This is a genomic window from Burkholderia sp. LAS2, from assembly GCF_018417615.1.
Taxonomy (GTDB): Bacteria; Pseudomonadota; Gammaproteobacteria; order Burkholderiales; family Burkholderiaceae; genus Burkholderia; species Burkholderia sola.
The window spans coordinates 890,712-913,104 of the sequence record NZ_CP071052.1 but is presented as its reverse complement, the minus strand read 5'-3'; the positions used below and the strand labels follow the sequence as shown (position 1 = coordinate 913,104).

The 22,393-nt window shown below is 62.1% G+C and carries 17 protein-coding genes; 9 read left to right on the top strand and 8 right to left on the bottom strand.

What is annotated here, in order from left to right:
* Nucleotides 1-8: 8 nt before the first annotated feature.
* Both tssB and JYG37_RS04280 read right to left on the bottom strand, forming a co-directional pair.
* Nucleotides 9-524: a type VI secretion system contractile sheath small subunit gene (gene tssB / locus JYG37_RS04285; protein WP_027783377.1), complete on the bottom strand. Its 516-nt coding sequence runs from the start codon at nt 522-524 to the stop codon at nt 9-11.
* A 46-nt stretch (nt 525-570) separates the two neighbouring features.
* A complete protein-coding gene (locus JYG37_RS04280) occupies nt 571-1,212 on the bottom strand; it encodes a tetratricopeptide repeat protein (protein WP_050013103.1) in 642 nt (213 codons plus the stop codon).
* A 373-nt stretch (nt 1,213-1,585) separates the two neighbouring features.
* On the opposite strand from JYG37_RS04280, the gene tssJ reads away from it, so the two are divergent.
* The 3 genes from tssJ (at nt 1,586) to icmH (ending at nt 4,425) form a co-directional block, all read left to right on the top strand.
* On the top strand, nt 1,586-2,197 hold the full coding sequence (tssJ, locus tag JYG37_RS04275) for a type VI secretion system lipoprotein TssJ (protein WP_089488118.1): 612 nt from the start codon (nt 1,586-1,588) through the stop codon (nt 2,195-2,197).
* Between the two features lie 102 nt (nt 2,198-2,299).
* Nucleotides 2,300-3,646 (top strand): type VI secretion system baseplate subunit TssK, encoded by a 1,347-nt coding sequence (tssK, locus tag JYG37_RS04270; protein WP_006477098.1) that lies wholly within the window; start codon nt 2,300-2,302, stop codon nt 3,644-3,646.
* Nucleotides 3,643-4,425, top strand: a complete 783-nt coding sequence (icmH, locus tag JYG37_RS04265; protein WP_050013105.1) for a type IVB secretion system protein IcmH/DotU — start codon at nt 3,643-3,645, stop codon at nt 4,423-4,425. Before tssK ends, icmH begins: the two co-directional genes overlap by 4 nt.
* Nucleotides 4,426-4,506: 81 nt before the next feature.
* On the opposite strand, the gene JYG37_RS04260 is transcribed toward icmH, so the two are convergent.
* The 4 genes from JYG37_RS04260 to JYG37_RS04245 form a co-directional block, all read right to left on the bottom strand.
* A complete protein-coding gene (locus JYG37_RS04260; RefSeq protein ID WP_124631201.1) occupies nt 4,507-4,821 on the bottom strand; it encodes a DUF7716 domain-containing protein in 315 nt (104 codons plus the stop codon).
* Nucleotides 4,822-5,543: 722 nt separating this feature from the next.
* A complete protein-coding gene (locus JYG37_RS04255; protein WP_124631200.1) occupies nt 5,544-5,939 on the bottom strand; it encodes an immunity 50 family protein in 396 nt (131 codons plus the stop codon).
* Nucleotides 5,936-10,543, bottom strand: a complete 4,608-nt coding sequence (locus JYG37_RS04250) for an RHS repeat-associated core domain-containing protein (RefSeq protein WP_213345906.1) — start codon at nt 10,541-10,543, stop codon at nt 5,936-5,938. Before JYG37_RS04250 ends, JYG37_RS04255 begins: the two co-directional genes overlap by 4 nt.
* A 52-nt stretch (nt 10,544-10,595) precedes the next feature.
* Complete coding sequence (locus tag JYG37_RS04245; RefSeq protein WP_213345905.1) at nt 10,596-13,775, bottom strand: type VI secretion system Vgr family protein; 3,180 nt, start codon at nt 13,773-13,775, stop codon at nt 10,596-10,598.
* 366 nt (nt 13,776-14,141) lie between these two features.
* Between JYG37_RS04245 and JYG37_RS04240 the strand changes: the two genes are divergently transcribed.
* Nucleotides 14,142-14,942, top strand: a complete 801-nt coding sequence (locus JYG37_RS04240) for a cystine ABC transporter substrate-binding protein (RefSeq protein ID WP_050013111.1) — start codon at nt 14,142-14,144, stop codon at nt 14,940-14,942.
* 102 nt (nt 14,943-15,044) lie between these two features.
* Here the strand turns inward: JYG37_RS04240 and JYG37_RS04235 are convergent, their stop codons facing one another.
* A complete protein-coding gene (locus tag JYG37_RS04235; protein ID WP_050013112.1) occupies nt 15,045-15,248 on the bottom strand; it encodes a hypothetical protein in 204 nt (67 codons plus the stop codon).
* 25 nt (nt 15,249-15,273) lie between these two features.
* Between JYG37_RS04235 and JYG37_RS04230 the strand changes: the two genes are divergently transcribed.
* The 5 genes from JYG37_RS04230 (at nt 15,274) to JYG37_RS04210 (ending at nt 19,883) form a co-directional block, all read left to right on the top strand.
* Nucleotides 15,274-15,645, top strand: coding sequence for a hypothetical protein (locus JYG37_RS04230; protein WP_213345904.1), 372 nt, complete (start codon nt 15,274-15,276; stop codon nt 15,643-15,645).
* 131 nt (nt 15,646-15,776) lie between these two features.
* Complete coding sequence (locus JYG37_RS04225) at nt 15,777-17,171, top strand: tyrosine-type recombinase/integrase (protein WP_213345903.1); 1,395 nt, start codon at nt 15,777-15,779, stop codon at nt 17,169-17,171.
* 34 nt (nt 17,172-17,205) lie between these two features.
* Complete coding sequence (locus tag JYG37_RS04220; RefSeq protein ID WP_213345902.1) at nt 17,206-18,213, top strand: hypothetical protein; 1,008 nt, start codon at nt 17,206-17,208, stop codon at nt 18,211-18,213.
* A gap of 351 nt (nt 18,214-18,564) precedes the next feature.
* A complete protein-coding gene (locus JYG37_RS04215; protein ID WP_213346081.1) occupies nt 18,565-18,783 on the top strand; it encodes a DNA-binding protein in 219 nt (72 codons plus the stop codon).
* Nucleotides 18,780-19,883, top strand: a complete 1,104-nt coding sequence (locus tag JYG37_RS04210; RefSeq protein ID WP_213345901.1) for a helicase RepA family protein — start codon at nt 18,780-18,782, stop codon at nt 19,881-19,883. Before JYG37_RS04215 ends, JYG37_RS04210 begins: the two co-directional genes overlap by 4 nt.
* Nucleotides 19,884-20,694: 811 nt before the next feature.
* Here the strand turns inward: JYG37_RS04210 and JYG37_RS04205 are convergent.
* Nucleotides 20,695-21,495, bottom strand: a complete 801-nt coding sequence (locus tag JYG37_RS04205; RefSeq protein ID WP_213345900.1) for a replication-relaxation family protein — start codon at nt 21,493-21,495, stop codon at nt 20,695-20,697.
* Between the last annotated feature and the right edge of the window lie 898 nt (nt 21,496-22,393).

Below are 22,393 nucleotides of genomic sequence, written 5' to 3'. Positions count from 1 at the left end.
CTCCGTCGTCATTCGCCGTCTTTGTCGCTGCCGGTGCCCTTCGCGAGCTCCTGCAGCTGCTGCGTGTTCTTCAGCACCTCGGACAGCAGATCCTCGAGCTTGTCGTTGCCGGCGAGCTTGTTGCGCAGGTCGGCGAGCTTCGAACGCGCCTCGAGCAGGCGGCGCAGCGGCTCGACCTGTTCGACGACTTCGTCCGGGCTGAAATCCGACAGCGAGCGGAACTTCAGGTCGACCGCGAACTTGCCGCCTTCCGGGCTCAGGCGGTTTTCCACCTGGAACGCGGCACGCGGCTCGATCGCCTTCATCACGTCGTCGAAATTGTCGCGGTCGATGTTGACGAACTTGCGGTCGCGCAGCTTCGGCTGCTCGATTTCGGACTGGCCCGCCAGATCGCCGACGACCCCGACGACGAACGGCAGTTCCTTCACCTCGATCGCATCGCCCTTCTCGACCTCGTAGGTCAGCTGGACGCGCGGCGGCCGTATTTTCTGCAAGCTTTTCTGAATGCTTTCTTTCTTGGCCATCTCGACGGCTCCCAGGTTAGTTGTGGTTATCGCGTCAGTTGCGGTTTCAGTTGCGCAGTGCGCCGAACGGATCCGCGCTGCCCTTTTGCGCGGCGGGCGGCGTCGGGGTCGGCGTCGGGGCGGCGCTCGCGGCCGTGTCCGTGGCCGGCGCGGCCCCCGCCTTCGCACGATGAACCGCACGGCGGCCGCCGTACTTCTTCGACTGCGCCCGCTGCTCCGGCGGGAACAGCGCCGACTCGCCGAGCGTGTCGCGCAGCTGCTTCGCGAGCGCCTGCGCGTCGGACTTCGCGTCGCCCGCGAGCGACGCATCCTGGCGCAGCTCGCCGAGCGACTGCGTCGCGATCCGCAGGCCGGCGACGGCCAGCACGCTCTTCGCCTGACGATCGGTCGCGTCGCGCTGCAGCGCTTCCTGGGCGGCGACGATCGCCTGCCCGTAATGGTTTTGTGCGAACTGGATTTGCGCGATGCGCGACCACGGCTCCTCGCGCGTCGGATCCGACTTCGCGAGCTGCTGGTACAGGCCCAGCGCCTTGTCCTGATCCCCCGCCTTCGCGACGGCGTCTGCATCGGCCAGCGACTTGTTGAACACTTCCGCAGTCGGCGGCGCGGACGGCTGGCTCGCACAGCCGGCGATCACGCCGCAAGCCACCACCACCCCAGACAGTTTTGCGAACAGACGGTCTTTCATCGTTATATCCACCGGCGCGTGAGTTTTAAATCGTTGAGAATCTGGTTCTTTTGCTTTGCAAGAAGCGCGCGGGTATAGTACCGATCAATTTTTCATAATTCAATCGTCGTGTGAAGAGTAATTCCTTTTAAAACCGGGCGCTACCCCCTCGAATGGCCTCTCGCTGCGGGCTCGCAGCGGTTTTTCCTCGGGCTGGAGCGCGCAAGTTTTACTGATCGCACGACGCGCCGCCGGGGCGGCGGAAAAAATTTCCGGGCGCTTGCCACGACGCGGGCGTGCTTAATAGTTGAACGATGCAACGTCGGGGATACGCAGCGCACGCGGCAATGCCCGGCAGTTTTGACAGGGATAAAGGCCGCACGCCGGAAAAACGATGAGATCGTCCATGATTCGCTACGCGCTGCCGCTGCTTGCGTGCGCCCTCCTGGCCGGATGCGCGGCCGCCCCGCTGCTCGGCTCGGCCGCGAGCGCCGTGATGTCCGCGGCCGGCATCGGCAAGCCCGAGGTTCCCGACGCGCAGAAGCCGCCGCGCAACATCGGGCTCACGCTGGCCGCCGCGCCGAACCTGAATGCCGCGACCGACCGCAAGCCGCTCGCGCTCGTCGTCCGGCTCTATGCGCTGAAGGACCCGACCTCGTTCCAGCAGGCGCCGTTCGACGCCTTTACCGATCCGACCAAGGAAAAAGCCGCACTCGGCGCCGATCTACTGAACGTGCGCGAAATCACGCTGATTCCGGGCCAGCGCTATACGGCGACCGAGAAGGTGTCGCGCGAGGCGCAGGCATTCGGTATCGTCGCGCTGTTCCGCGATCCCGCACTGCAACGATGGAAACTGACGTTCGATCCGGCGAAGTCGGAGAAATCCGGCATAATCGTCGGCCTGCATAATTGCGCGATGACGGTCACCGACGGCACGGTCATCGCACCGCAACAGGGTGCGCCTTCGCAACCGCTGAATATGCTGTCTTCGGTGTCCTGCGGATAAACATGACGCACGAATGTCAATTAACAAGAGTTAACAATTGGCGATTTAATTCGGGCACGAACAAATCGATTACGTCGCAACGCCACATTAACCGGATTTGACATGAGTTATTCGGCCAAGGTGCTGTGGGGGGAAGGACTGTTCCTCCGGCCTCAACACTTTCAACGGCAGGACGCGTACCACGAGGCGCGCCTGTTCGAGTCCATCCAGGCGATTCAGCCGTACAACTGGGGCGTGCGCTCGGTGCGCATCGATCGCGACGCGCTCGGCAGCAACGTGCTGCGGGTAGCCGAACTCGCGCTCGTGTTCCCGGACGGCGCGCTGTATGCCGCGCCGCAGGCCGACGACCTGCCGCCGCCGATCGCGCTGGACACGTTGCCCGACGGCATCAACGAATTCGTGTTCTATCTCGCGTTGCATCCGCTGCGCGAGAACGGCACCAACTACAGCGACGATCCGGCCGCCGGCTTCATGACGCGGTTCGTCAGCGAGCAGACGAGCGTCGCCGACAACTTCACCGACGCCGCGGAAGCCGACATCACGTTCCTGAAGACGCAGGTCAAGCTGATCGCGCACAGCGAGCCGCGCGACCAGTTGCTGTCGGTGCCGCTCGTGCGCGTGCGCCGCACCGCGACGTCCGGCTTCGAGATCGACGACAGCTTCGTGCCGCCGTGCCTCGCGATCGAAGCGTCGCCGATCCTGCATCAGCGGCTGCGCCAGTTGGTCGACGCGCTGCAGGCGAAGGTGAACGCGCTGTACGGCTTCCACCGCGAGCCGTCGAAGAACATCATCGAATTCCGCTCGGGCGACATCGCGTCGTTCTGGCTGCTGCACACGGCGAACGCCGCATTCGCGACGCTCGCGCACCTGCACCAGCACGCGGCGCTGCATCCGGAACGGCTGTTCCAGGAACTGCTGCGCCTCGCGGGCCAGCTGATGACGTTCTCGAAGGGCTATACGCTCGCCGACCTGCCCGTGTATCGCCATGACGATCCGGGCCCGAGCTTCGCGCGTCTCGACCTGATGCTGCGCGAACTGCTCGACACCGTGATCTCGACGCGCTATTTCGCGATCACGCTCGACGAGGTGCGCCCGTCGTTCCACCTCGGCCGCCTCGATTCCGGCAAGATCGACGACAAGACAGAGTTCTACCTCGCGGTGTCCGCGGACATGCCGAGCGTCGAGCTCGTCGACGCGGTGCCGGCCCGCTTCAAGGTCGGCGCGCCCGACGACGTCGACAAGCTCGTGCTGTCGGCGATGCCGGGCGTGCGGCTGTCGTACACGCCGCAGGTGCCGCCCGCGATTCCGGTGCGCCCCGGCGCGTGCTACTTCGCGCTCGATTCGCGCAGCCCGCTGTACGAGCGCATGCTGCAGGCCCAGTCCGCGATGATCTATGCGCCGACTGGCATCAATGACCTGAAATTCGAACTGATCGCGGTCACATCATGAGCTACGCGCCCTCCCTGTTCGGCGACAACGTGCCGCCGCCCCTGCATAGCCCGGCGTCGACGGACTCCGCGTTCCAGGCCCGTTCGCTGCTCGATTTGCTGTACGACGGGTTCTTCATGCTGTTCCTGCTCAAGAACAAGCGGGAGCCGGACAGCGCCAGCGAGTTCAGCACGCGAATCCAGGAATTCCTGTCGGATTTCGAGCGCGGCGCGAAGAAGCTGAATATCGCCGCCGAGGACGTGTACGGCGCGAAGTTCGCGTTCTGCGCGGCGATCGACGAGATGGTGCTGTCGTCGCAGTTCAAGATCCGCGCGGACTGGGAACGCCGGCCGCTGCAGCTCGTGCTGTTCGGCGAGCAGCTCGCGGGGGAAAAGTTCTTCCAGTATCTCGAGGAATGTCGTGCGCAGGGCGCGGCGCGGTTGCAGTCGCTCGAGGTGTTTCACATGTGCCTGCTGCTCGGGTTCCAAGGCAAGTATCTGCTCGAGGGGCCGGAAAAGCTCGCTTATCTCACCGCACGGCTAGGCGACGAGATCGCGCATATGAAGGGCAAGCGCGCTGCGTTTGCTCCGCATTGGCCGCTGCCGGATCAGATCGCGCATCGGTTGAAGCGGGAGGTGCCGGTTTGGGCGATTGGGGCGGTGTTCGCGCTTGTGGCGCTGCTTGGGTATCTCGGGCTCAATACTTATCTCAAGGACAAGACGCTGCAGGCGTTGGCGCCTTATTCGCAAGTCATCAAGGTGGGGCCGGAGTCGGCTAATTTGACGATTTCGTTGCCTTGAGGGGCTTCGTACGAACGTGTCGATTCATGAAAGAAGGACCGCCCGGCGGTCCTTCGTTGCTGTGGCGCGTGGCGTGCATCGTCAGAGCAGGATGAAATCGTCGTTGTCGACGTAGAACACGAATGCATCGAACAATTGCGCGACGCTCGGTTCGTCGACCTGGTCATGCGCATTGATCACGATGTCCTCGATCGTCGCGCTGGTCAGTGTCACGCGCCAGCCGGGGTGCGGGGCGGTGGCGGGCGGCATGTCGGCTTCAGTGTGGTCGGCGTCTTTGAATGCGCCTTCTGTATCGAGCGTCCATGGCGTCGGCGGCAGACATAGCCATCCGGAGAAGTCGCCGGGGTGTTCGAGAATGTGCTTCAGCGACGCGGTGGTCGCGGTGATGGTCGACATGGGCAGTGCGTTGTAACGAGGATGAGTTTTGCTGGGCGCCGCAGTGTCACGTTGGCAGGCCGTCATTATGCCGATTCCACGACGGGGAAATTGGTCGGCTTGATCATCCTGCGTCGTGCGAGTGTCGAGGGGACCGGCTCGACGACAACACCCCGGGAGGAGGTATCCGGAATTTCGGGTGTGAGGCGGGTTGAGATTCAGACTTGAATCGTTCCGGATAACGCGCTGTTTAACCGCACTGAACTACCTGTCGCCAGCAGAGTTTGCTGCGAAACACCGGGCAATAGTGGATGCTCCTGCCGCTTTCCAGGAGCTGGTTTAAAGGGACTTTGCTAGAAGCCCATTGGCCCTATTGAAGGGGGCAGGTCAATCGGATTCTGGTAAGCGTGATCCGGTAGGGCGACAGACTGCCCCAGGTCACAATTTGGGGTGCTCGCAGGGCTGCGGGTCCAACTCTCAAACGGGCTCAGTGCACCAGACAATGGGCCGACCTCGGCAACCGCTACCTCGAAATACTAGATCGATGCGGTGGCGCTTCATACTTCGGGGTCGGACAGGTCCGATGAATCACTCTCAAGAGTTGGAGCCTCCACAAAATCCGGGGCGGTTCACTTGAGCTCGTCGCACTGACCAACGTCCCATTTTGAGCAGGGCTCGCAAGAACAACGAGCGAGCCCAAGTGGGTCGATTCAGCGCACCGGGTTACGCGCTGACTGGAAAAATTAGGCGCTACCTAGGTAGCCGTATGTGATTCCCTCTACGCGAACCCAGTCGTACTTCAACGCAATCGACGCGCCTTCCTTGCAATTGATCGTTATCGCAGCAACATTATCGGCGACGGTCGATACAAACGCCGCAACAATATTATCGTACCCCCACCCTCCGATGGAGAGGCCGGAAACACCGATAAATGACAAGCTTAGATAGACGACGTCATAGTCTTTCGGCCATCGGTTCGGCTGCGAAACAGGCTTCTGAGTGGTCATGATTCTCACCGACAGTCGAGGTTCGTCCCGCTTGAGTTGAACCTCAAGGATCTCGGCGCCATCAAGTGGTGCTTCGCTCCCATAAAGCACCGTAAGGGCTTGTGGATTCATGATCCGCTGTATCAGGTTCATTTCTTGTTCCGGCAGTCAAAGTAATAGTGATCATCCATTCCCTGAATCTTTCCTGTGCGGGTGTTTTCTTCGGGGCGTACGTTGTGGTGTGATGGTTGATCGCCGATCCCCCCTTCTCCAAATACGTGACCTGCAGAATGGTCTTGGATGACCACGTTTTTACCACCGACCTGATAGGTCAATTCCCGCGTCATGATGGGCTTGTTGTTGTCGCCAAGAAGCCAATTTCCGCTGGAATCCGTCAACGGGACCATTTTCTGGTTGATGGGCTGCTGAGACAAGGGGATGCCGAGCTGCCGACGAATATCCCTCAGACTTGAACGACGAGACTTACCACACGGATCGCAAGGGCAGCGAGCAAGGCCAAGCGGGTCGATCCACCCTGTTGGGTTGTCAGCATATTGATACGCGTTGATCCCGCCAGCCAGCCCAATTGGGTCTTTGCTGATGAAACGGCCGCTGCTCGGATCATAGTATCGATATCGGTTGTAAGCGAGTCCACTCTCCTCATCAAGCTGCTGCCCTTGGAATCGCAACGAATTCTTAGGCACGATTCCCGCCGCCTTCGACGCCCGCTCAATCACCTCCCGCGCTTCGCCCCAAGCCTTGTACGATGCTTCCCACACAACGTCGCCGTCGTCGTCCGTCAGCATCTGCGGCGTACCGATCTGATCGCAGTGGTAATAGAACACCGCCGCATTGCCCCGCCGCTCCGGCACCTTCTGCAGCGGATCCTCCTCCGGCACATAGCGGTCGGTACTCTTCCACTCCGGCGTCGCGATCCCCTCGACCCGCTCCGCCACATACTGCGCCAGCGGCACGAACGTCCCCGGCTCGTAGAGATAGTGCGTGCCGCGCTCGCCATCACTCTCGTACGCCAGCGTGTCACCATCCCACCCGAACACCGTCCGCTCGCCGTTCACCTCCTTCGCAATACGCCGACCGAATGCGTCATAGAAATACCGCACCTGACTCTGCCGCGACGTCTCGGCAACGCGCGCAGACAGCATGCGATTGAACTCATCCCACTCGTATTCCTGCTCACCCGCCGGCGTACGCTTGCGCACCAGATTCCCGCGTGCGTCGTACTCGAAGTGCATCCCTGCATACGCCTTCAGCAGGTTACCGAGCACCTTCGGCACCTCGACCGGCAACGTACTTTCCGGCCGCACCGGGCTCGGACGCGATGCCGGCGTCTCCGCGGTCCGCACCGGATCGATGATGTTGCTCGCCGGATCGAATGCAAACCGTTCCTTCGCGATGGGACTGATCGCTTCGATCAACCGTCCGACCGGATCGTATCGATAGTCGGTCCCGCCCTTGCGGCTGTCCTCGATTCGCGACAACTGCCCCATCGCGTCATAGCGATACCGCCGCTCGGCAAGCGGCGCGGGTGACGTCGACCGCTGGATCGTCTGCTGCAGCACGCGTCCGGCCGGATCGTAGTGCGTGCGCTGCCCGACCTTGCTCGACAGCACGCGCACCGTCTCGCGATGAAGATCGTCACGCTCGAACTGCACGCGCTCCTCGCCATCGAGCAACATTCCGTGCACATGTCCCGAGCCATACATCAACCAGTCGACCGTATGCCCGTCCGGCCGAACGGTCCGCCGACGATTGCCGAGTTCGTCGTATTCGTGATGCCACACGTAGCTGCGCCGGTCGCCGAACAGATCGTAGGCGTGATGTTCACGCACGAGATTGCCGACCGGATCGAAGAAGAACTGCACGCGGCTGTACCGATTCACCGCGTCGATCAACCTGCCGCTCGGATCGTAGGCAAACCGTTCCTCGCTTTCCCCCGCAACACGCTTGAGCAAGCGACCATTCGCATCGATGTCGACCGACGTCACGCAACCCGCTTCATCGATCGAAACGAGACTGCCGCTGTCCGGATCGTACTGATAGCGCGTCGACTTGCCGTCGAAGCCGACTTCCTCGATCAGCCGCCCCGCAGGATCGTAGTGAAACTGGTACGTCGCAAAGTTCGCATCGGTCAACGCGGTCAAGCGCCCGAGACGGTCATAGCGATACGCGACCGTCTGCCCGAGCGCATCGGCGCGACTCGCAATGCGACCGACCGCATCGTAGCCATATCGCGTCGAACGATTGAGCTGGTCCGTATGCCGGAGCAAGCGGCCTTCAGCATCGTATTGGAGCTGCTCGACGCCGGCAGGCGAGCGAACTTCAGTCGGCTGCCCGTTCGGTCCGTACCGATAGGCAGCCACACCGCCGGCCGCGTCCTTTGTCTCGATCACACGCCCGATGTCGTCATAGCGCCACTCCGTCTTCTTTCCGGAGCAGTCCGTATAGCTCGTCATCTGCCCGGCATTGTTGTACTCGATCGTCTTCGAGCCGCCCTTTGCGTCGATGATCTGCGTCGGCAAACCCTTGTCGTTGTATTCGTACTTCGTCGAATGCTCGAGCGGATCGATTTCCTCGACGAGGTTTCCGGCATCGTCATACTTGCGCTGCCACACATGCCCGTTCGGATCGACGAGCCGGATCATCTGATCCTTGTCGTCATACGCCATCTCGACAACGCTGCCGTCCGCCCGTTCGTGCTGAACCAGATTGCCGCGCGCGTCGTATTCGCGCCGCTCGATGCTGCCATCCTGCCGGATATGCAATACCAGATTGTGGTGGGCATCGCGCCGGAACCACTCCTGGTTACCGTCCGGATACACGATCCGGTACACGTAGCCGTGGATGTTGAAGTAGTACCGCGTCGTCTGACCGAGGGCATCGGTCACGTAGGTCAGGCGGATGTTCGGATTCCATGCGAGCCGAAGATCGAGACTCCCGTCGTCGGCGTATTCGCGAATACATTTCGCGTCTGCGTTGTCTTCAGCATCCGCGCCATCCCATTCGAGCGTCATCCCGCGGCCCGTGCGATCGGTATAGCGCGTCACCAGGTGGCGGTGATATTGATACGTCCGCGCGTTGCCATGACGATCGACCGCGCGCACGAGATCGCCGTTCGCATCGTATTCGTAGCGAGCCAGCGTGCGACGCGCACCGTCCTTGAGCACATGCTCGATCTGTACGATCCGGCCATGCCGGTCGTGCTCGAACGCGAGCACATTGCCGCTCGCATCGATCACGCGTGCAACGCGATCAAGCGCATCGTAGTCGAGCGTGATCGTGTTGCCGGCACGGTCCTTCTGCATCGCGAGCCGGAACGCGTCGCCACGGCGCTCGTATACATGCAGCGCGTCATGGCCGTATGCGATCGTCACCCACGTATCGTCGAGCCGCGACAGCGTCAGATTCTCGGACAGATCATCGTGCGCCGCGCCGGCCGCCAGTGCCGGATACTCGATGCTGCGCCCTTCCACATCGCGATAGATCCACTGACCGTTCTTGATGTCGATTCGCGTCGTGTACGGCGTAATCCACCGCGCGCCCAGCTCTCCGTTGTCATAGGCCGACAGCCGGGAGCGATACGTACGCTCCCAAACGAGCGGCATGGCGCCCGGCAGGTCGAAATCCACGTGGGAGAACGTTTCGTCACCGAAAGCGAAGTCGATCGATGCCGGCGATGCCCCGACCCCACACGCCTTGCACGTGCTCTTCCCCGGCCCTTCGGCCGGCGCCTGCCCCTCCGTTTTCTCGAGCCCCTCCTGCCCGCGCGTCTTCTTCGCCTGGCTTTTCCCGCTCGCCTTGACGTCCGCAGTCTGCTCATGAAGCTTCGCACGTGCCTTCACCCGCCCGACCGCCTCGATCAGCTGCACGACCAGCCACATCATCTTGCCTTCTTCGCTGCCGGCGAGCGAACGGATCGACTTCGCGATCTTCGGCGCCTCGGTCCGAAGGAAGGTCACCGTGCTGCGAAACGGCTCGAGCCACGCATCCGGCGCAAGTTTCGCCGCCGTGCCCGCCGCCTTGTTGACAACCTTCTTCCCCAGCGCCTTGGTCCCCTCGTACGCGAACTGGATGCCGTCACCGACCCGGCTCGGGCTGTACCACGGCCGGTTGTCCGCCATCTTCTGCGCAAGCTGTTGCTGGCGTTTCAGATTGGCGTTGGCATCGAAGAGCTGTCCGTGCAGCGCTTTGTCCATGCCGGTCGCCAGCGCGATCATGAGCTCCTCGGCTTTCGACGCGCATCCGTCGAGCAGTTCGACGAGGCCAGCCTTCAGCTTGTTCAGAAAATCCTCGATCTCGGTCGCGCAGGTCGCATTGATATGCGTGACCAGCACGGAGATGATCGCCGCGCCGAGATTGTTGCGGGTCGCCAGCAATTCGTGACGGACGAGCGCGAGCAGCGGGCGCGCGGACATCCGGAACGGCGCGAGTGTCGGCGGAATCGGAATGATGCCGAGCAGGTTGATCGCAAGGCTCATGTAGTCGAGCACCTGGCCACCGCGCTTCTCGACGATTTCGGCAATATCACCCAGCGCGTCGACCATCGCCATGATGTTGCCGACGATCGGTACGGCGCCGGCAAACGTCTTCACGTCCTCGAACGTGATGTGATTGCCGCTGATACGGCGCAACCATGCGTCGAAGCGGTTGCCGACCGCCGCGACGTCCTTGGCGGAAACATCGCTGAGCCACGTAACAGCCTGTTCCTTCTCCGCGCCCGGTGGAAGTTGTTGTGCCATGTCGTTCTTCGTTCAATTCGTATTTTTTAAAGACGGCCGACAAGCCGCCCTCTCAGGATTTCAGCGGTCCGCCAAACCCGCTCGTCGGCAGCTTCATACCTGTCGCGCCCGCGGCCGACGCCACGGTCGTGGCGCCCTTGCCCGCGATGCCGGCGACGCCCGGCAATGCGCTCTGCAACGCGCCCGACGCGGCATTCGCAGCCGGCGCGGCAAGCGCGGCAAGCCCGCCCTGACGGGCGGCCTGAACCATCCCGGCCACCTGCTTCGCCGCACCGCTCAGGGTCGAGGCCGTCTGCAACGCCGACGCAACGCCGGCTCCGCCCAACGCGGTCGCCGCAGCCGGCAATGCCGAGCTCGCGAGCCCGCCGAGGGCCGCGCCCGCGCTGCCGCCGCTCACCAGCCCCATCGCCGCCGTCGTCGCGGCCGGCGCCATCCCCTGCAACTGGCTCGCGAGCTGTCCGCTCGCCGCGGCCTGCGCGGCTTCCGCCGACGGTTGCACGGGCTCCGCCGGCCACTTCGCCTGCTTGAAATAGTTCGCCGGCTGATCCGACTCGCGTGGGTCCTTCCCGAATTCGACGCGCACCGCGCCGGGTGGCAACCCGCTCACAACCGTATGACCGCTGTTGTCGAGTGCGCCTTTCTTCAGCACGGCGCCGTTCACGTCCTTCACCGTGAACAGTCCGCCTTTCACCGCCTCGCCGTTCACGTACTTGTGAAACAGTTCGAGCTGCCCCGGCTGATCCGGCCGCGGGCTCGGCAACGGATACCCCATGCTCGCCGGACCCGCGAACGTATGCGACGCCCCCTTCACATCGATGGCGCCCGGCGCATGAATCTCGATGTTGCCGTCCTTGATGCGGATATACCCGCCGCCGCTCGTCAGCAAAATGCCCTGATCGGCCGCGATCTCGATCCGGTCGGTTGCGGACACAACCTTTACCGCCTTCTGCGCGGTCACCTCGACGTTGTCCGACTGCGCCTGGATCTCGACCTTGCCCTTGCCCGCGAACAGCTTCATCCCCGCGTTCTGCACGAACAGGCTCAGCTTCTGCCCGATGCTGCCGATCAGCGACTTGCCCGCCGCGACATGCACGCTTTGCCCGCTCGCGACGTTCACGTGATCGTTCGCGACCACGTGCATCGACTGCTGCGTCGACATCCCGATCCCCGACGGGCTGCCGAACAGCATCACCGGTTCCTTGAATGCGTTCGCGCTGCCGGTGCCGCCGCCCGCCGTACGTCCGCCGGACGCGTTACCCGACGCACTGTCCTGCGTCGCGTCGGTGAACGCACGCATCGTGTCGTGCGCTTCCTTCAGGCTTTCCGCCTGATGCTGCTCGCTCACGCCCGACATCGCTTCGATCAGGCTCTCGCCCGTCACGAGCTGCTGCTGCGCTTCCTTCACGTCGAGCGGCTGGCTGTTCGCCGCCTTCGGATGGGTCGTGACGTACAGGCCCTGGCTCGCCCGCACCGCGCCGTACGCATCCGAGCGCAAGTCGAACCCGCTGCCGAGATACGACCCGCGCGAATTGCCGCTCTGGTCGATGATGTAGCCGAGATGCAGCAGGCTGTTCGCGCTGCTGCTCATCAGCTGCACGCGGTTCTGCCCCGTCGCGTCGTCCATCACGAGCTGGTTGTAGCCGCCGCCCGAATACTCCTTCGACCGATACCCTGACAGAATCCCGTCGCTATGCCACTGCGGCTGGTTCGCGCCGTTGTACACGCGCCCGACGGCCAGCGGTCGGTCGCAATCGCCGCCGACATAGTCGATCAGCACTTCCTCGCCGATGCGCGGCACGTGCACGCCGCCGTAGCCGCCACCCGTGTCCGACTGCACGACGCGCACCCAGCACGACGCGTTTTCGTTACCCGGGTTCAGGCGATCCCACACGAACTGCACGCGGATCCGGTTCAACTCGTCGGTATAGACTTCCTCGCCCTGCGGCCCGACGACGATCGCCGTCTCGAGATGCATCTTCGGCTTCTCGTGTTCGAACGGGCTGCGATACGGCACGCTGACGCGCTGCGCTTCGACCTCGACGAGATAGAAGCCGACCGAGCCGTCGTCGTGCTGCACGCGAAACGCGGGGTCGGCGCCATAGCCGTCCTGCGCCTGCGTCAGCGCATCGCGCAGGCTGTACGGGAAGTCCGCACTGCTGTTCGCCACGGGCAGATTGTTCTCGATCCACCATTCGACGCCGATCGTCGCGAATTCGCGCTGATCGGCCGGATCGCGATCGTGTTCGGGATGGTCCGCCAGCGTGAAGCGCCGGCCGGCATCGATCGCACGCACGCCGCCCTCGCCGTGGAAGCGCTTCGCCTCCGACTCCCACTGCTCCATCCGGATCTTCGTCAGATGGTCGCCGCGCGTCTGGTCCAGATACGTGTACGCACCGGTGTATTCGTAGACTTCGAGCTGGTCGGGCAATTCACCCTGGCCAGCCATCGTCGGCAGCGTCGTGCCCTTCGGGTTCGACGGTTGCGACGGATTCTTGTAGTCGAACGTGCGTGTCGATCGCGTGACGCTCTGAAGCGTGCGCGTGCCCGACCATTGCGTAAGCGCGTCGGCTTCGCTCGCCGCGCCGCCGTGATAGAAGCGCACGGCCTGCGGCGACAGCGGCGCAAACGCCTGCAGGTTGTCGGTGATCACGAGCGTATGCGACTTGCCGTCGTCGGCCTGCTGCCAGATGGTGTAAAGGCCTTCGCTCTCCATCAGCCGATGTACGAAATGCCAGTCGGTGTCGTGCTGGCGCGTGTACGAACGGTTCGGCAACGGCTTCGACAGCGCAAAGCGAAAATGGCCCTTCGCCTGCGGATGCTGGTCCAGCACGTCGCTGATGATCTGGTCGACGGTCGTATCGTTCCAGATCCGCTGGTCGCGACGGAACTTCAGGAAATGGGTGAAATCGGCGAACGTGAGCTGATAGGTCGTGAGCCCGCCGTCGGCGCCCAGACGACGCGCGGTGTGCACATAGCCATTCACCGGCCGGTAGCTGCGATCGCCCTGCTGGATCCACAACGTGACCGGCTGCGCGATCAGTTTTTTGAGTTCCACATCGCTGTCGGTCGACAGCACGTCCAGCGTGAATTCGCACGCGCGCCCGATGCGTGAGCGGCCGACCGCCCGCTGCACGGTCAGCACGTTCGCCCCCAACGGGGTGTCGAGCTTCAGCAGCCGGTCCTGCTGAAGCAACCCGCCGCGCAATGCGGCAACAGTGTTCTGCATGTTCATGGCAACGGCCTTTTCTTCTTTTGACGCGCCCTCGGATGGCGCGCTGAGCGATTTCGCTCGCGCGATTTTACAGACAAATTACGGCCCGAATCGGAAAAATGACCTGATTTAAAAGACTATTTTTAAGCGGATTCCGAATGCCCGCGGCGAACGCTCGAACAGGCAGGCGCCGTGCACAGCGGTTGCCGTCACACTGCATTGCCACCTTCAATCCGCTGAAATCGAGTGCAATCAGGGCCAATTCGACTTCCGGTGCGGCGCGGTTGCGAGTAGTGTCTACGTGCCCGTATTGCGGCCCACCGAGGCCGGTCAGCGCCCGGTGCCCGGCGCTCACCACAACACCCTGCTGACCACTGGAGATCTGCGATGAAACGTTCGAAGTTCCTGCTGTCGGGCCTGCTGCTCGCGTCGGCCCTCGGCTTCACGGCCGTCGCCGCGCACGCGGACGACCTGCTCGATTCCGTGAAGAAAGCCGGCGTGCTGCGGGTCGGCCTCGAAGGCACGTATCCGCCGTTCAACTCGCGCGGCACGTCCGGCCAGCTCGAGGGCTTCGACGTCGACGTCGCGAACGCGGTCGCCGGCAAGCTCGGCGTGAAGACGCAGTTCGTCCCGACGGAATGGAGCGGCATCATCGCGGGGCTGCAGGCCGGCAAGTTCGACGTGATCGTCAATCAGGTCACGATCACGCCGCAACGCAAGGAAGCGCTCGACTTCAGCGAGCCGTACACGTACTCGGCCGCGCAACTGATCCAGCGCAAGGACGACACGCGCAACTTCAAGTCGCTCGAGGACTTCAAGGGCAAGAAGCTCGGCGTGACGCTCGGCACCAACTACGACCAGATGGCGCGCAGCGTGCCGGGCATCGAGGTGCAGACGTATCCGGGCGCGCCGGAGAAGCTGCGCGACCTCGCCGCGGGTCGGATCGAGGCGACGCTCGACGATCGGCTGATGCTGCCGTACATGATCAAGACGTCGAACCTGCCGCTGCGCTCGGGGGCGGTGCTGAACGGCGGCAAGCAGGAGATGGCGATCCCGTTCCGCAAGGGCAACCCGAAGTTCGAGAAGGCGATCAACGATGCGCTCGAGTCGCTGCGCAAGGACGGCACGCTGAAGAAGATCTCGACGCACTGGTTCGGCAGCGACGTGACGGTGCCGGTCGCGCAGTAAGCGGTTCGGCGCGCGATCAATGTGTCACGCTTTTCGCTGCGGCGAAGGCGTGACGCGCAGATGCAAGCGTCTTGCCTCCTTCTTCCTCTTTTCCGTTTTCCGTCAGGCCGCCTCGTCGAAGCGGGCAAGCAGCATCTGGCCAATCGGCGTCAGCGCCGGGCGCGCCGCTATCTCGTCTACGCGTACCTGCGTGTCGTCGACCAGCTGCTTTTCGACGAGCACGGCGAACGCCGGGTTCGCGAGGTCGACACTGTCGGGCGCGCGCGCAATGCGCAGCAGCATAGAGAATTCATGCGGACTCAACATGGTCCATGTCTCCTGATCGTCCGCGATGCATTCGATCGGCGTCGATCACGTTTTCGAATGGAATGGATGGGAGGCCGAAGCCGATGCGCTGCCGGGAGCGAGATCCCGGGTGATCCTGCGCGACGCGGGCACGGCGTCGGATGCGATCACGCACACCCCGATCGCGACAATGCTGCCGCGGCGGGAACATGCAACATTAGAGATGCGGCGTGACGCGGGCGTGACAAGAAAAAGGGGGGAACGACAGCGCTCGCGACATCACGGCGCGCAGCCCCATGAACGAAAAAGGGGTTACGGAAAACTCCGTAACCCCTTTTCGGATTTGGTGCGGCTGCAGGACTCGAACCCGCCACCTGATGATTACAAATCAACGAAAATATGTATTCCTCGGTGTTGATGCTCAATCATGTAGGCATGAAGAATACATATAAATCAAGGACTATGATGGATACCCGATGATTTTCGTGTTGACCAGAGTCGACCGTTTGCCACACAATTTGCCTACATGATGCCTACACGGAAAGAGAGATGGCAAAGGTCAGCTTTACGGCAGAAAGGGTGTCCTCATTCGAGGCAGCTCCCGGCAAGACACAGACGATTTACTGGGATGCCAAAGCGGCGGGGCTAGGCCTGCGCGTGACCCCAGGCGGGGCACGGTCATACATCTTCGAGTCCCGCCTCTTTGGCAAAACCATCCGAGTGACCATCGGCACCGCTCAGGCGTGGCCACTCGCCAAGGCCCGCACCGAGGCGGCCCGCCTGAAAACCGTTATTGACGGCGGCCATGACCCTCGCGAGCAGGCCGCCGAGCAGCAAGCGGCACACTCCGCCCGAAAGGCGGAAGTGGTGCGCCAAAGCGTGACTTTTGCAGACGCATGGGATGCTTATCTCGCCGACCTACAGAAGAAGGTTTCCCCAAAGACAAAAAAGCCGCGCAGTCCGCAATACATTGAGGACCATCGCAAGCTAGCAGCGGCGGGCGGCACGGAAAAGAAACGGGGTAAAGGACTGACTTCGCAGGGTCCGCTTCATTCGCTCATGCCACTAAAACTGTCGGCAATGACCGGCACGAAGATAGCCGCATGGCTAGAAGATGAAGTGGCCGAACGCCCGACCAGTGCAGCCTACGCCTACCGCATGCTTAAGGCCTGGGCGAGGTGGTGCGAGGGTCAAGAACAATTCTCTGGCCTGATTCCGGCTGATTGCTATTCGTCCCAGAAAGTGACAGCCCTGCTACCCAGCGCAGGCACCAAGGATGGCGACAGCCTACAGCGCGAACAACTGGCGGTGTGGTTTTCCGCCGTGCGCGGCCTGAGTAACCCTGTCCTCTCGGCATATCTGCAAGGCTTGCTCATCAATGGCCCACGCCGAGAGGAAATGGCTGAACTGAAGTGGAAAGACGTCGATTTCGACTGGAACAGCATCACGCTTCGCGACAAGGTAGAAGGCTCTCGCAGAATTCCTCTGACGCCCTATTTCCGTTCTCTGCTGCTTGGTCTCAAGACCGCCAACGAGACACCGCCCGGCGTCATCGAATTGAAGGTCATGGCAGCCAAGGGCAAAACGTGGGAGCCATCGCCGTGGGTATTTCCAAGCGCCACGTCCAAAAGCGGTCACATCGCGGAACCCCGCTATGCACACCAGGCGGCAATCGAGGCGGCAGGCCTCCCCCATATCACGCTGCACGGCCTACGCCGTTCGTTCGGCACGCTAGCGGAATGGTGCGATGCGCCCGTGGGCATCGTGGCACAAATCCAGGGTCACAAGCCGAGCGCACTTGCCGAGAAGCATTACCGCCGTCGGACGATTGACCTGTTACGCAAGTGGCATGACCAGATTGAGGCGTGGATGCTTGAGCAGGCTGGCATCGACTTCAAAGCCCCGGTCACCAATGAAACCACCGAACTCCCGCCGTTAGAATAGCTGCCGAAATTAACCTGGTACATGCGAGGAAGCAGTGAGTGAAGCGGCAAACCGCCCGGGCGACGGCGGTAAATTTATCAGCTTGTGGGAACTGTTTGCTCAGATTGGAAAAGCTGAGGCGATATATGGCTACGAGGCTGCTCGTGATTTTGCCTCGTGTCTGTCCGAGGACCCTGTAGGCATGAACTTCATCCGTCGCCGTGACGAACTGGGCATTCTTTGTCCACTCGACATAGATGGCCGTTTGCGCCTAGTGCGGCTGCTCAATATTTTCGGAAGCCAGGGCACGCTGTTCGATGATGACGGCATACCGAACGACGAAGCTCCGACGACATTCGAGCGCTTCGGGTTCTACACGTCCGACATCTACCCATTCCTTGCCCGCCACGACATTGCCATTTCGCGCCCAGGTGACGAGGACTCCGAGAACCGAGTCTTTCCTGATGGGCGGCGTATTCCTGGCTGGATACTGGGCTACGACTGCCAGGCTTGGATTCCATACAGCCGGGCCGTGGGAATTCTCACAGCCAGTACGGTCGCCGCCGAACGCCATTCGCCCGACCATGACGATGTCTTTGATAGATGGAGCAAGGCGCTGTCCGACGCAGTCGAGCACGGGACTATTGGCGAGTCGACGGCTTCCGGGAAGCGGATGCTAGCCCACGCCGACGTGCGCGCCTGGTTTGCGCACCAGGGCCACGCGTGGCCGCTCGAAGCGCCAGAAGCACAACCAGATAACGAAGCGAATGCCGGGCCGCCAACAGACCAGCAAATGCAACAGGCCAGGACGCCCGGTGAGCATGATGGCGGGATGACAAGGCGAGAGCAGCAGATTCGAGCCATCGAGGACATGGCCGACAAAGAGCGGTATCCACGCAAGCAAATCCCGGATGGCGGCAAAGCGAGGCTTCGTGACCTATGCAAAGCTGCACATCCAAGCCTGTTCGGCGCGGGTGATTCTCCGTTCGATGATGCCTGGAAAGCGGCAAGCAAAGCCGACCGAATCGTGATGGCGAACCGAAACAAGTTCGCCGGTCGGTAGGCGCATCGCCCAGATGCAACCCAGGCCATCGCGGTTTGCGATGGCCTTTTTATTTGCCTGTACGCCCCTCGCCGCAACGGCAATCCACGTGTAACGCTTTTCTGCAAAAGCCGGTCAGTCTGGTCACCACGGTCACGCGGCGAAACACCAGACACCGTCCCGCCAGTAGTGGGGCGCAAATACCCCACCCCTCCAGTCTTGCGACTCCACCTTCCCCCGACTTGATAGTTCGTCAACGCCGAAGAAAACCGCCGCACACAGCGGAACACTCGGATGAACGTTGAAACGAATTCGGCGCGTTATCAACAGACATTCGAGCCCCGCTGCGCACGGCAAGATGCAATCGTTGATATGAACACGACCAACCGTATTTCGTCGAGCTTCAACCGTGATGCCATCCAGGCTGTCGTTCCGACCGACATCGCCGCCGCCGCGCTGAACCGCCGCCCGCAAACTTTGCGCAAATGGGCCTGTCTTGAAAACGGCCCCATCCGCCCTGTCCGTATCAACGGTCGCCTGGCGTGGCGAGTCGCCGATATTCAGGCTCTGCTGGGCGGGGTGGCAGCATGAGCGCAAAAACCAACGTGAAAGACCTGGTTGCTCGCACCACCACGCCCGCATCCGCACCCGTGAAAAATGAGGAGAAATTTCCTCTGGATGTCGTGTTTGCAGATGAGCTTCCAGACACCTATGAAGCTCCCGACGAGCTGGTACAAGGGCTGTTGACCGTTGGCGGCAGCAGCCTGGTGTATGGGGACTCGAATAGTGGCAAGACATTCTTCGTCATCCACTTGGCGGCTGCAATCGCTCTCGGTATCGACTGGATGGGACGGCGAACCGAGCCAGGATTGGTGCTCTACCTGGCTGCCGAATCCCCTGATTCGGTGCGCTCTCGGCTTCAGGCGTATAAGAGGCATTACGGTGTATGCATGCCCAACTTCGCCGTCGTCAAGAGCCCGATGAACCTATTCGCAGACGACACCGATACCGACGCCATCATCAAAACGGTCAAGATGGTGGAGGCTCGACGCAAACAGCCGGTGCGCCTGATTGTCGGCGATACGCTGGCCCGCCTGAGCGCAGGTGCGAACGAAAACATGGGCCAGGACATGGGGGTCGTCGTTTCGCGTATCGACCGCATTCGCATCGAGTGCGGAGCGCATTTCATGCTGATTCATCACAGTGGCAAGAACGCCGCCGCTGGTGCCCGAGGATGGAATGGCGTGCGAGCGGCCGTTGATGTCGAACTCGAAGTAACTGACCATGCGGGCGGACGATGCGCTGAAGTGACAAAGAATCGTGACCTCGGCTCAAAAGGCGAGCGCATTGGCTTCGCTCTGGACGTGGTCGAGGCTGGCACGACGAAGTGGGGAGAAACGGCGACAACCTGCGTTGTTGCTCCAGCCGCAGCACCCGAGCGCCGCAGTGGCACAAGAACCGGCAGCAGTCCAAAACGCAGCAATGGCACGAAGCGCGGCACAATCGAGAGCAGGGTCATGGCGCTCCTGCGTGAGCACACCACGGGGATGAAGAAAGCTGATGTTGTCGAGCATATCGTCAAAGGCGGCGGCGCAGCATCATCGGTGTATCGCGTCATCCAGGACCTGGTAACGGCAGAGCAACTTCGCGAGGCCGATGATGTCGTGTCCGCCACAGGCACTGCGACGTAAATCAGGTACATAGAGGTACGTGCAGGTACCAAAGCCGAATACGCACCCGGCGTACATCTAGGTACGTAGGTACACATCTATATATAGATGTGTACCTACGTACCTGAACGTTGTGTTCGCAACAAGATGTGCGGGAAGTGTTATGAAAACCCGGCTGACCAGGAAAACGATGGACGGCACCACGCCATCAGCATCGCTTCCTGGCTGCCCTCCTCTCCATCTTGGCGCAACGCATAATCCATCGTGCAAGACAGCGATTTCATTCGCCCTCTCTGCGCGGGCGATGGGCAACCAGGAAGAGCAGTGAGCGGAGGCAAGCCGCCGCGCTGCCACAGGCATCCGGCACAGCGCAATCACGGGCCTAGCCAGCGGGCTTACCCATTCTTCTCACAGCGCCAGCAAATCGGCGAGCCGCCAGTCACGCGCCCCATCGCGGGCGAGTGACCTGCTCGCAGATTGCGGACGCGCGATAACAGCACAAACCAGGACCCGGGTAAGCCTATGCTTCATTGAGCAGCGGCGAGACGAAAGCTCTCATGACCGCGATGACCAGACTGACCGGGTTCGCGCAGAAACTGGACGCACAAAAAAGCAACGTCCCCACCAGATGCCTCCGGCGGGGACGCGGCCCAATCCTCTTTTTCCGTGCCGAGACCGAGATGCATTCTGCGCGGCGGACAGCTTCAAATTAAAAGGTGTCCGCGAAGGAGTTCACGAGTACAAGCGGCGGGTCAGTACCGCAGGTTAGGGAGGCGTCTCCCCCCGTCGATTGCCTGTCCTGCTGATGGCCTGGATATGAACGCCCAGGCCATCAGGCAAACACGATGTCCTCAAATCTGTATAGCGCCGTCGAGAAGGCTATGAGCGCATCGAGCGCACCCTTTTTCCAGCCCTTTGCCAGCAGGTCACGCGTGAGCTTCGCACGGAACGCAGGCGTGCAGACGAAGATGACCTTGCCCCATTTCAGGCCATTGCCCAGCAGCTTGGAGCCCGACGCGCTGGCCGCATCGGCGGCAACAGCGTCGAGCCACTTCAATAACTTGGTGTACTCGGAGGCATTTTTACGACTTCGTTCGACTTCCACGAGCCATACCGTGCCATCATCGCCGCGCAGCAGAACATCAGGTTTCTTGCCCGCTATGCCTTCGACGCCGCCCAGCCACCTGTCCTGAGCAATCTCGCGCTCGGTCGAGACACGATAGCCAGTCAGGATGCCGCGAATCGCAATCTCGTTGGCAATCGTCCGATGGCGGAAGTGCGCCGAACTGAAGGTACGAATCAGGTCTTTGCCCGACACAGCCGGTACGCCGGACTGCTGCAAGCGGCGCGCCCCCGCTTCTGACAGCGCATAAATCACGCTGCCATCCGCTCCCTGCCCTCGCAGTACCTGGTGCGCTTCGGCGAGCCGCCTCAGCGTGCGTTGTGCCATCCGCACATCGGACGCCCGCGCGAGCGGCGGTGCCAGGTCTGGCTCGCCAACTGGCCGCGACAGCCAGGTCTGCCAGACCAGCGCCGATGCCAGCCGGGTTTGCAGCCAGCCAAAACGGTGAAGCGCCCGGAGAATGCGAGTCTCATTCTCCGCAGCAATGATGCGTCCGTCGCGCGCCTTCACGAAGTATCTCCAAAAAACGTGTCGATATTTCGTATAGCGCGAAAGACGCAGCATCCCGTGTTCGCCCTCCTGGACGGCGGAGGACGAACACGGAAGGCGTAGCCGCTTACGCGGCGAGCCACCATGCCCTCTTCGCAAAACTGGACGTTTTGCCGGGCATTTTCGCTACTGGACGTAGCTCATGTCTCAACTGCGGGGCGCCCCGCGCTGCGCGCGGGCAAGGTACTCACCCTGCATCGCTGAACGCGCCGCTGGCTCAGGCCCAATGGCCTTCGGTCTCTGCTACGCGCCGACTTGACTACCTTGCCCGCGCGCTGCTCGGGGCGCGGACTCCGTCCCCATCCAGCTGCCGGGTGCTTAGGGCACCACTCTGGAGACTGGGGTCTCCAGCGCCGGACGGCCCCCCTGATGCACGTCATTGGACCAATGTGGGCATTGGCGCAATGACCTGGGCAGCGGCTGAACGCCTTGCCCCACAGCACGTATCGCGCTGCGGCACCTCTACGTCGCCGTCCTTTGGCCGACTCCTGCGCGCCTCCAGCTTGCGAGCCACGCACGACATACGTCGTGCATAGGTCGCGGTCTACGACCGCGACAGCGTCTTCGTCGTGTGGAGTGGCGTTGCCGCCGTACTTCCCGACTGTCCCGCCCGACCCACAGCGACCTTCCGCCAGTCAGCCAGATAGACAACGCCGAGCGCTTCGCGCGCGTACTCACCCGGTCCCTACGGGCTGCGGCTTCCGTTCGCGACATTGTCTATCTGGCTGACTGGCGGGCAGTGCGCTCAGGGCGAAACACTCAGGAAAAACGGTGGCACAAGCAACACGCCACCCCGCACGCCGAAGACCGGGAATCGGTGCAAAGCGGGCTCACATCTTGGAATCCGGTCAGCTTTGGA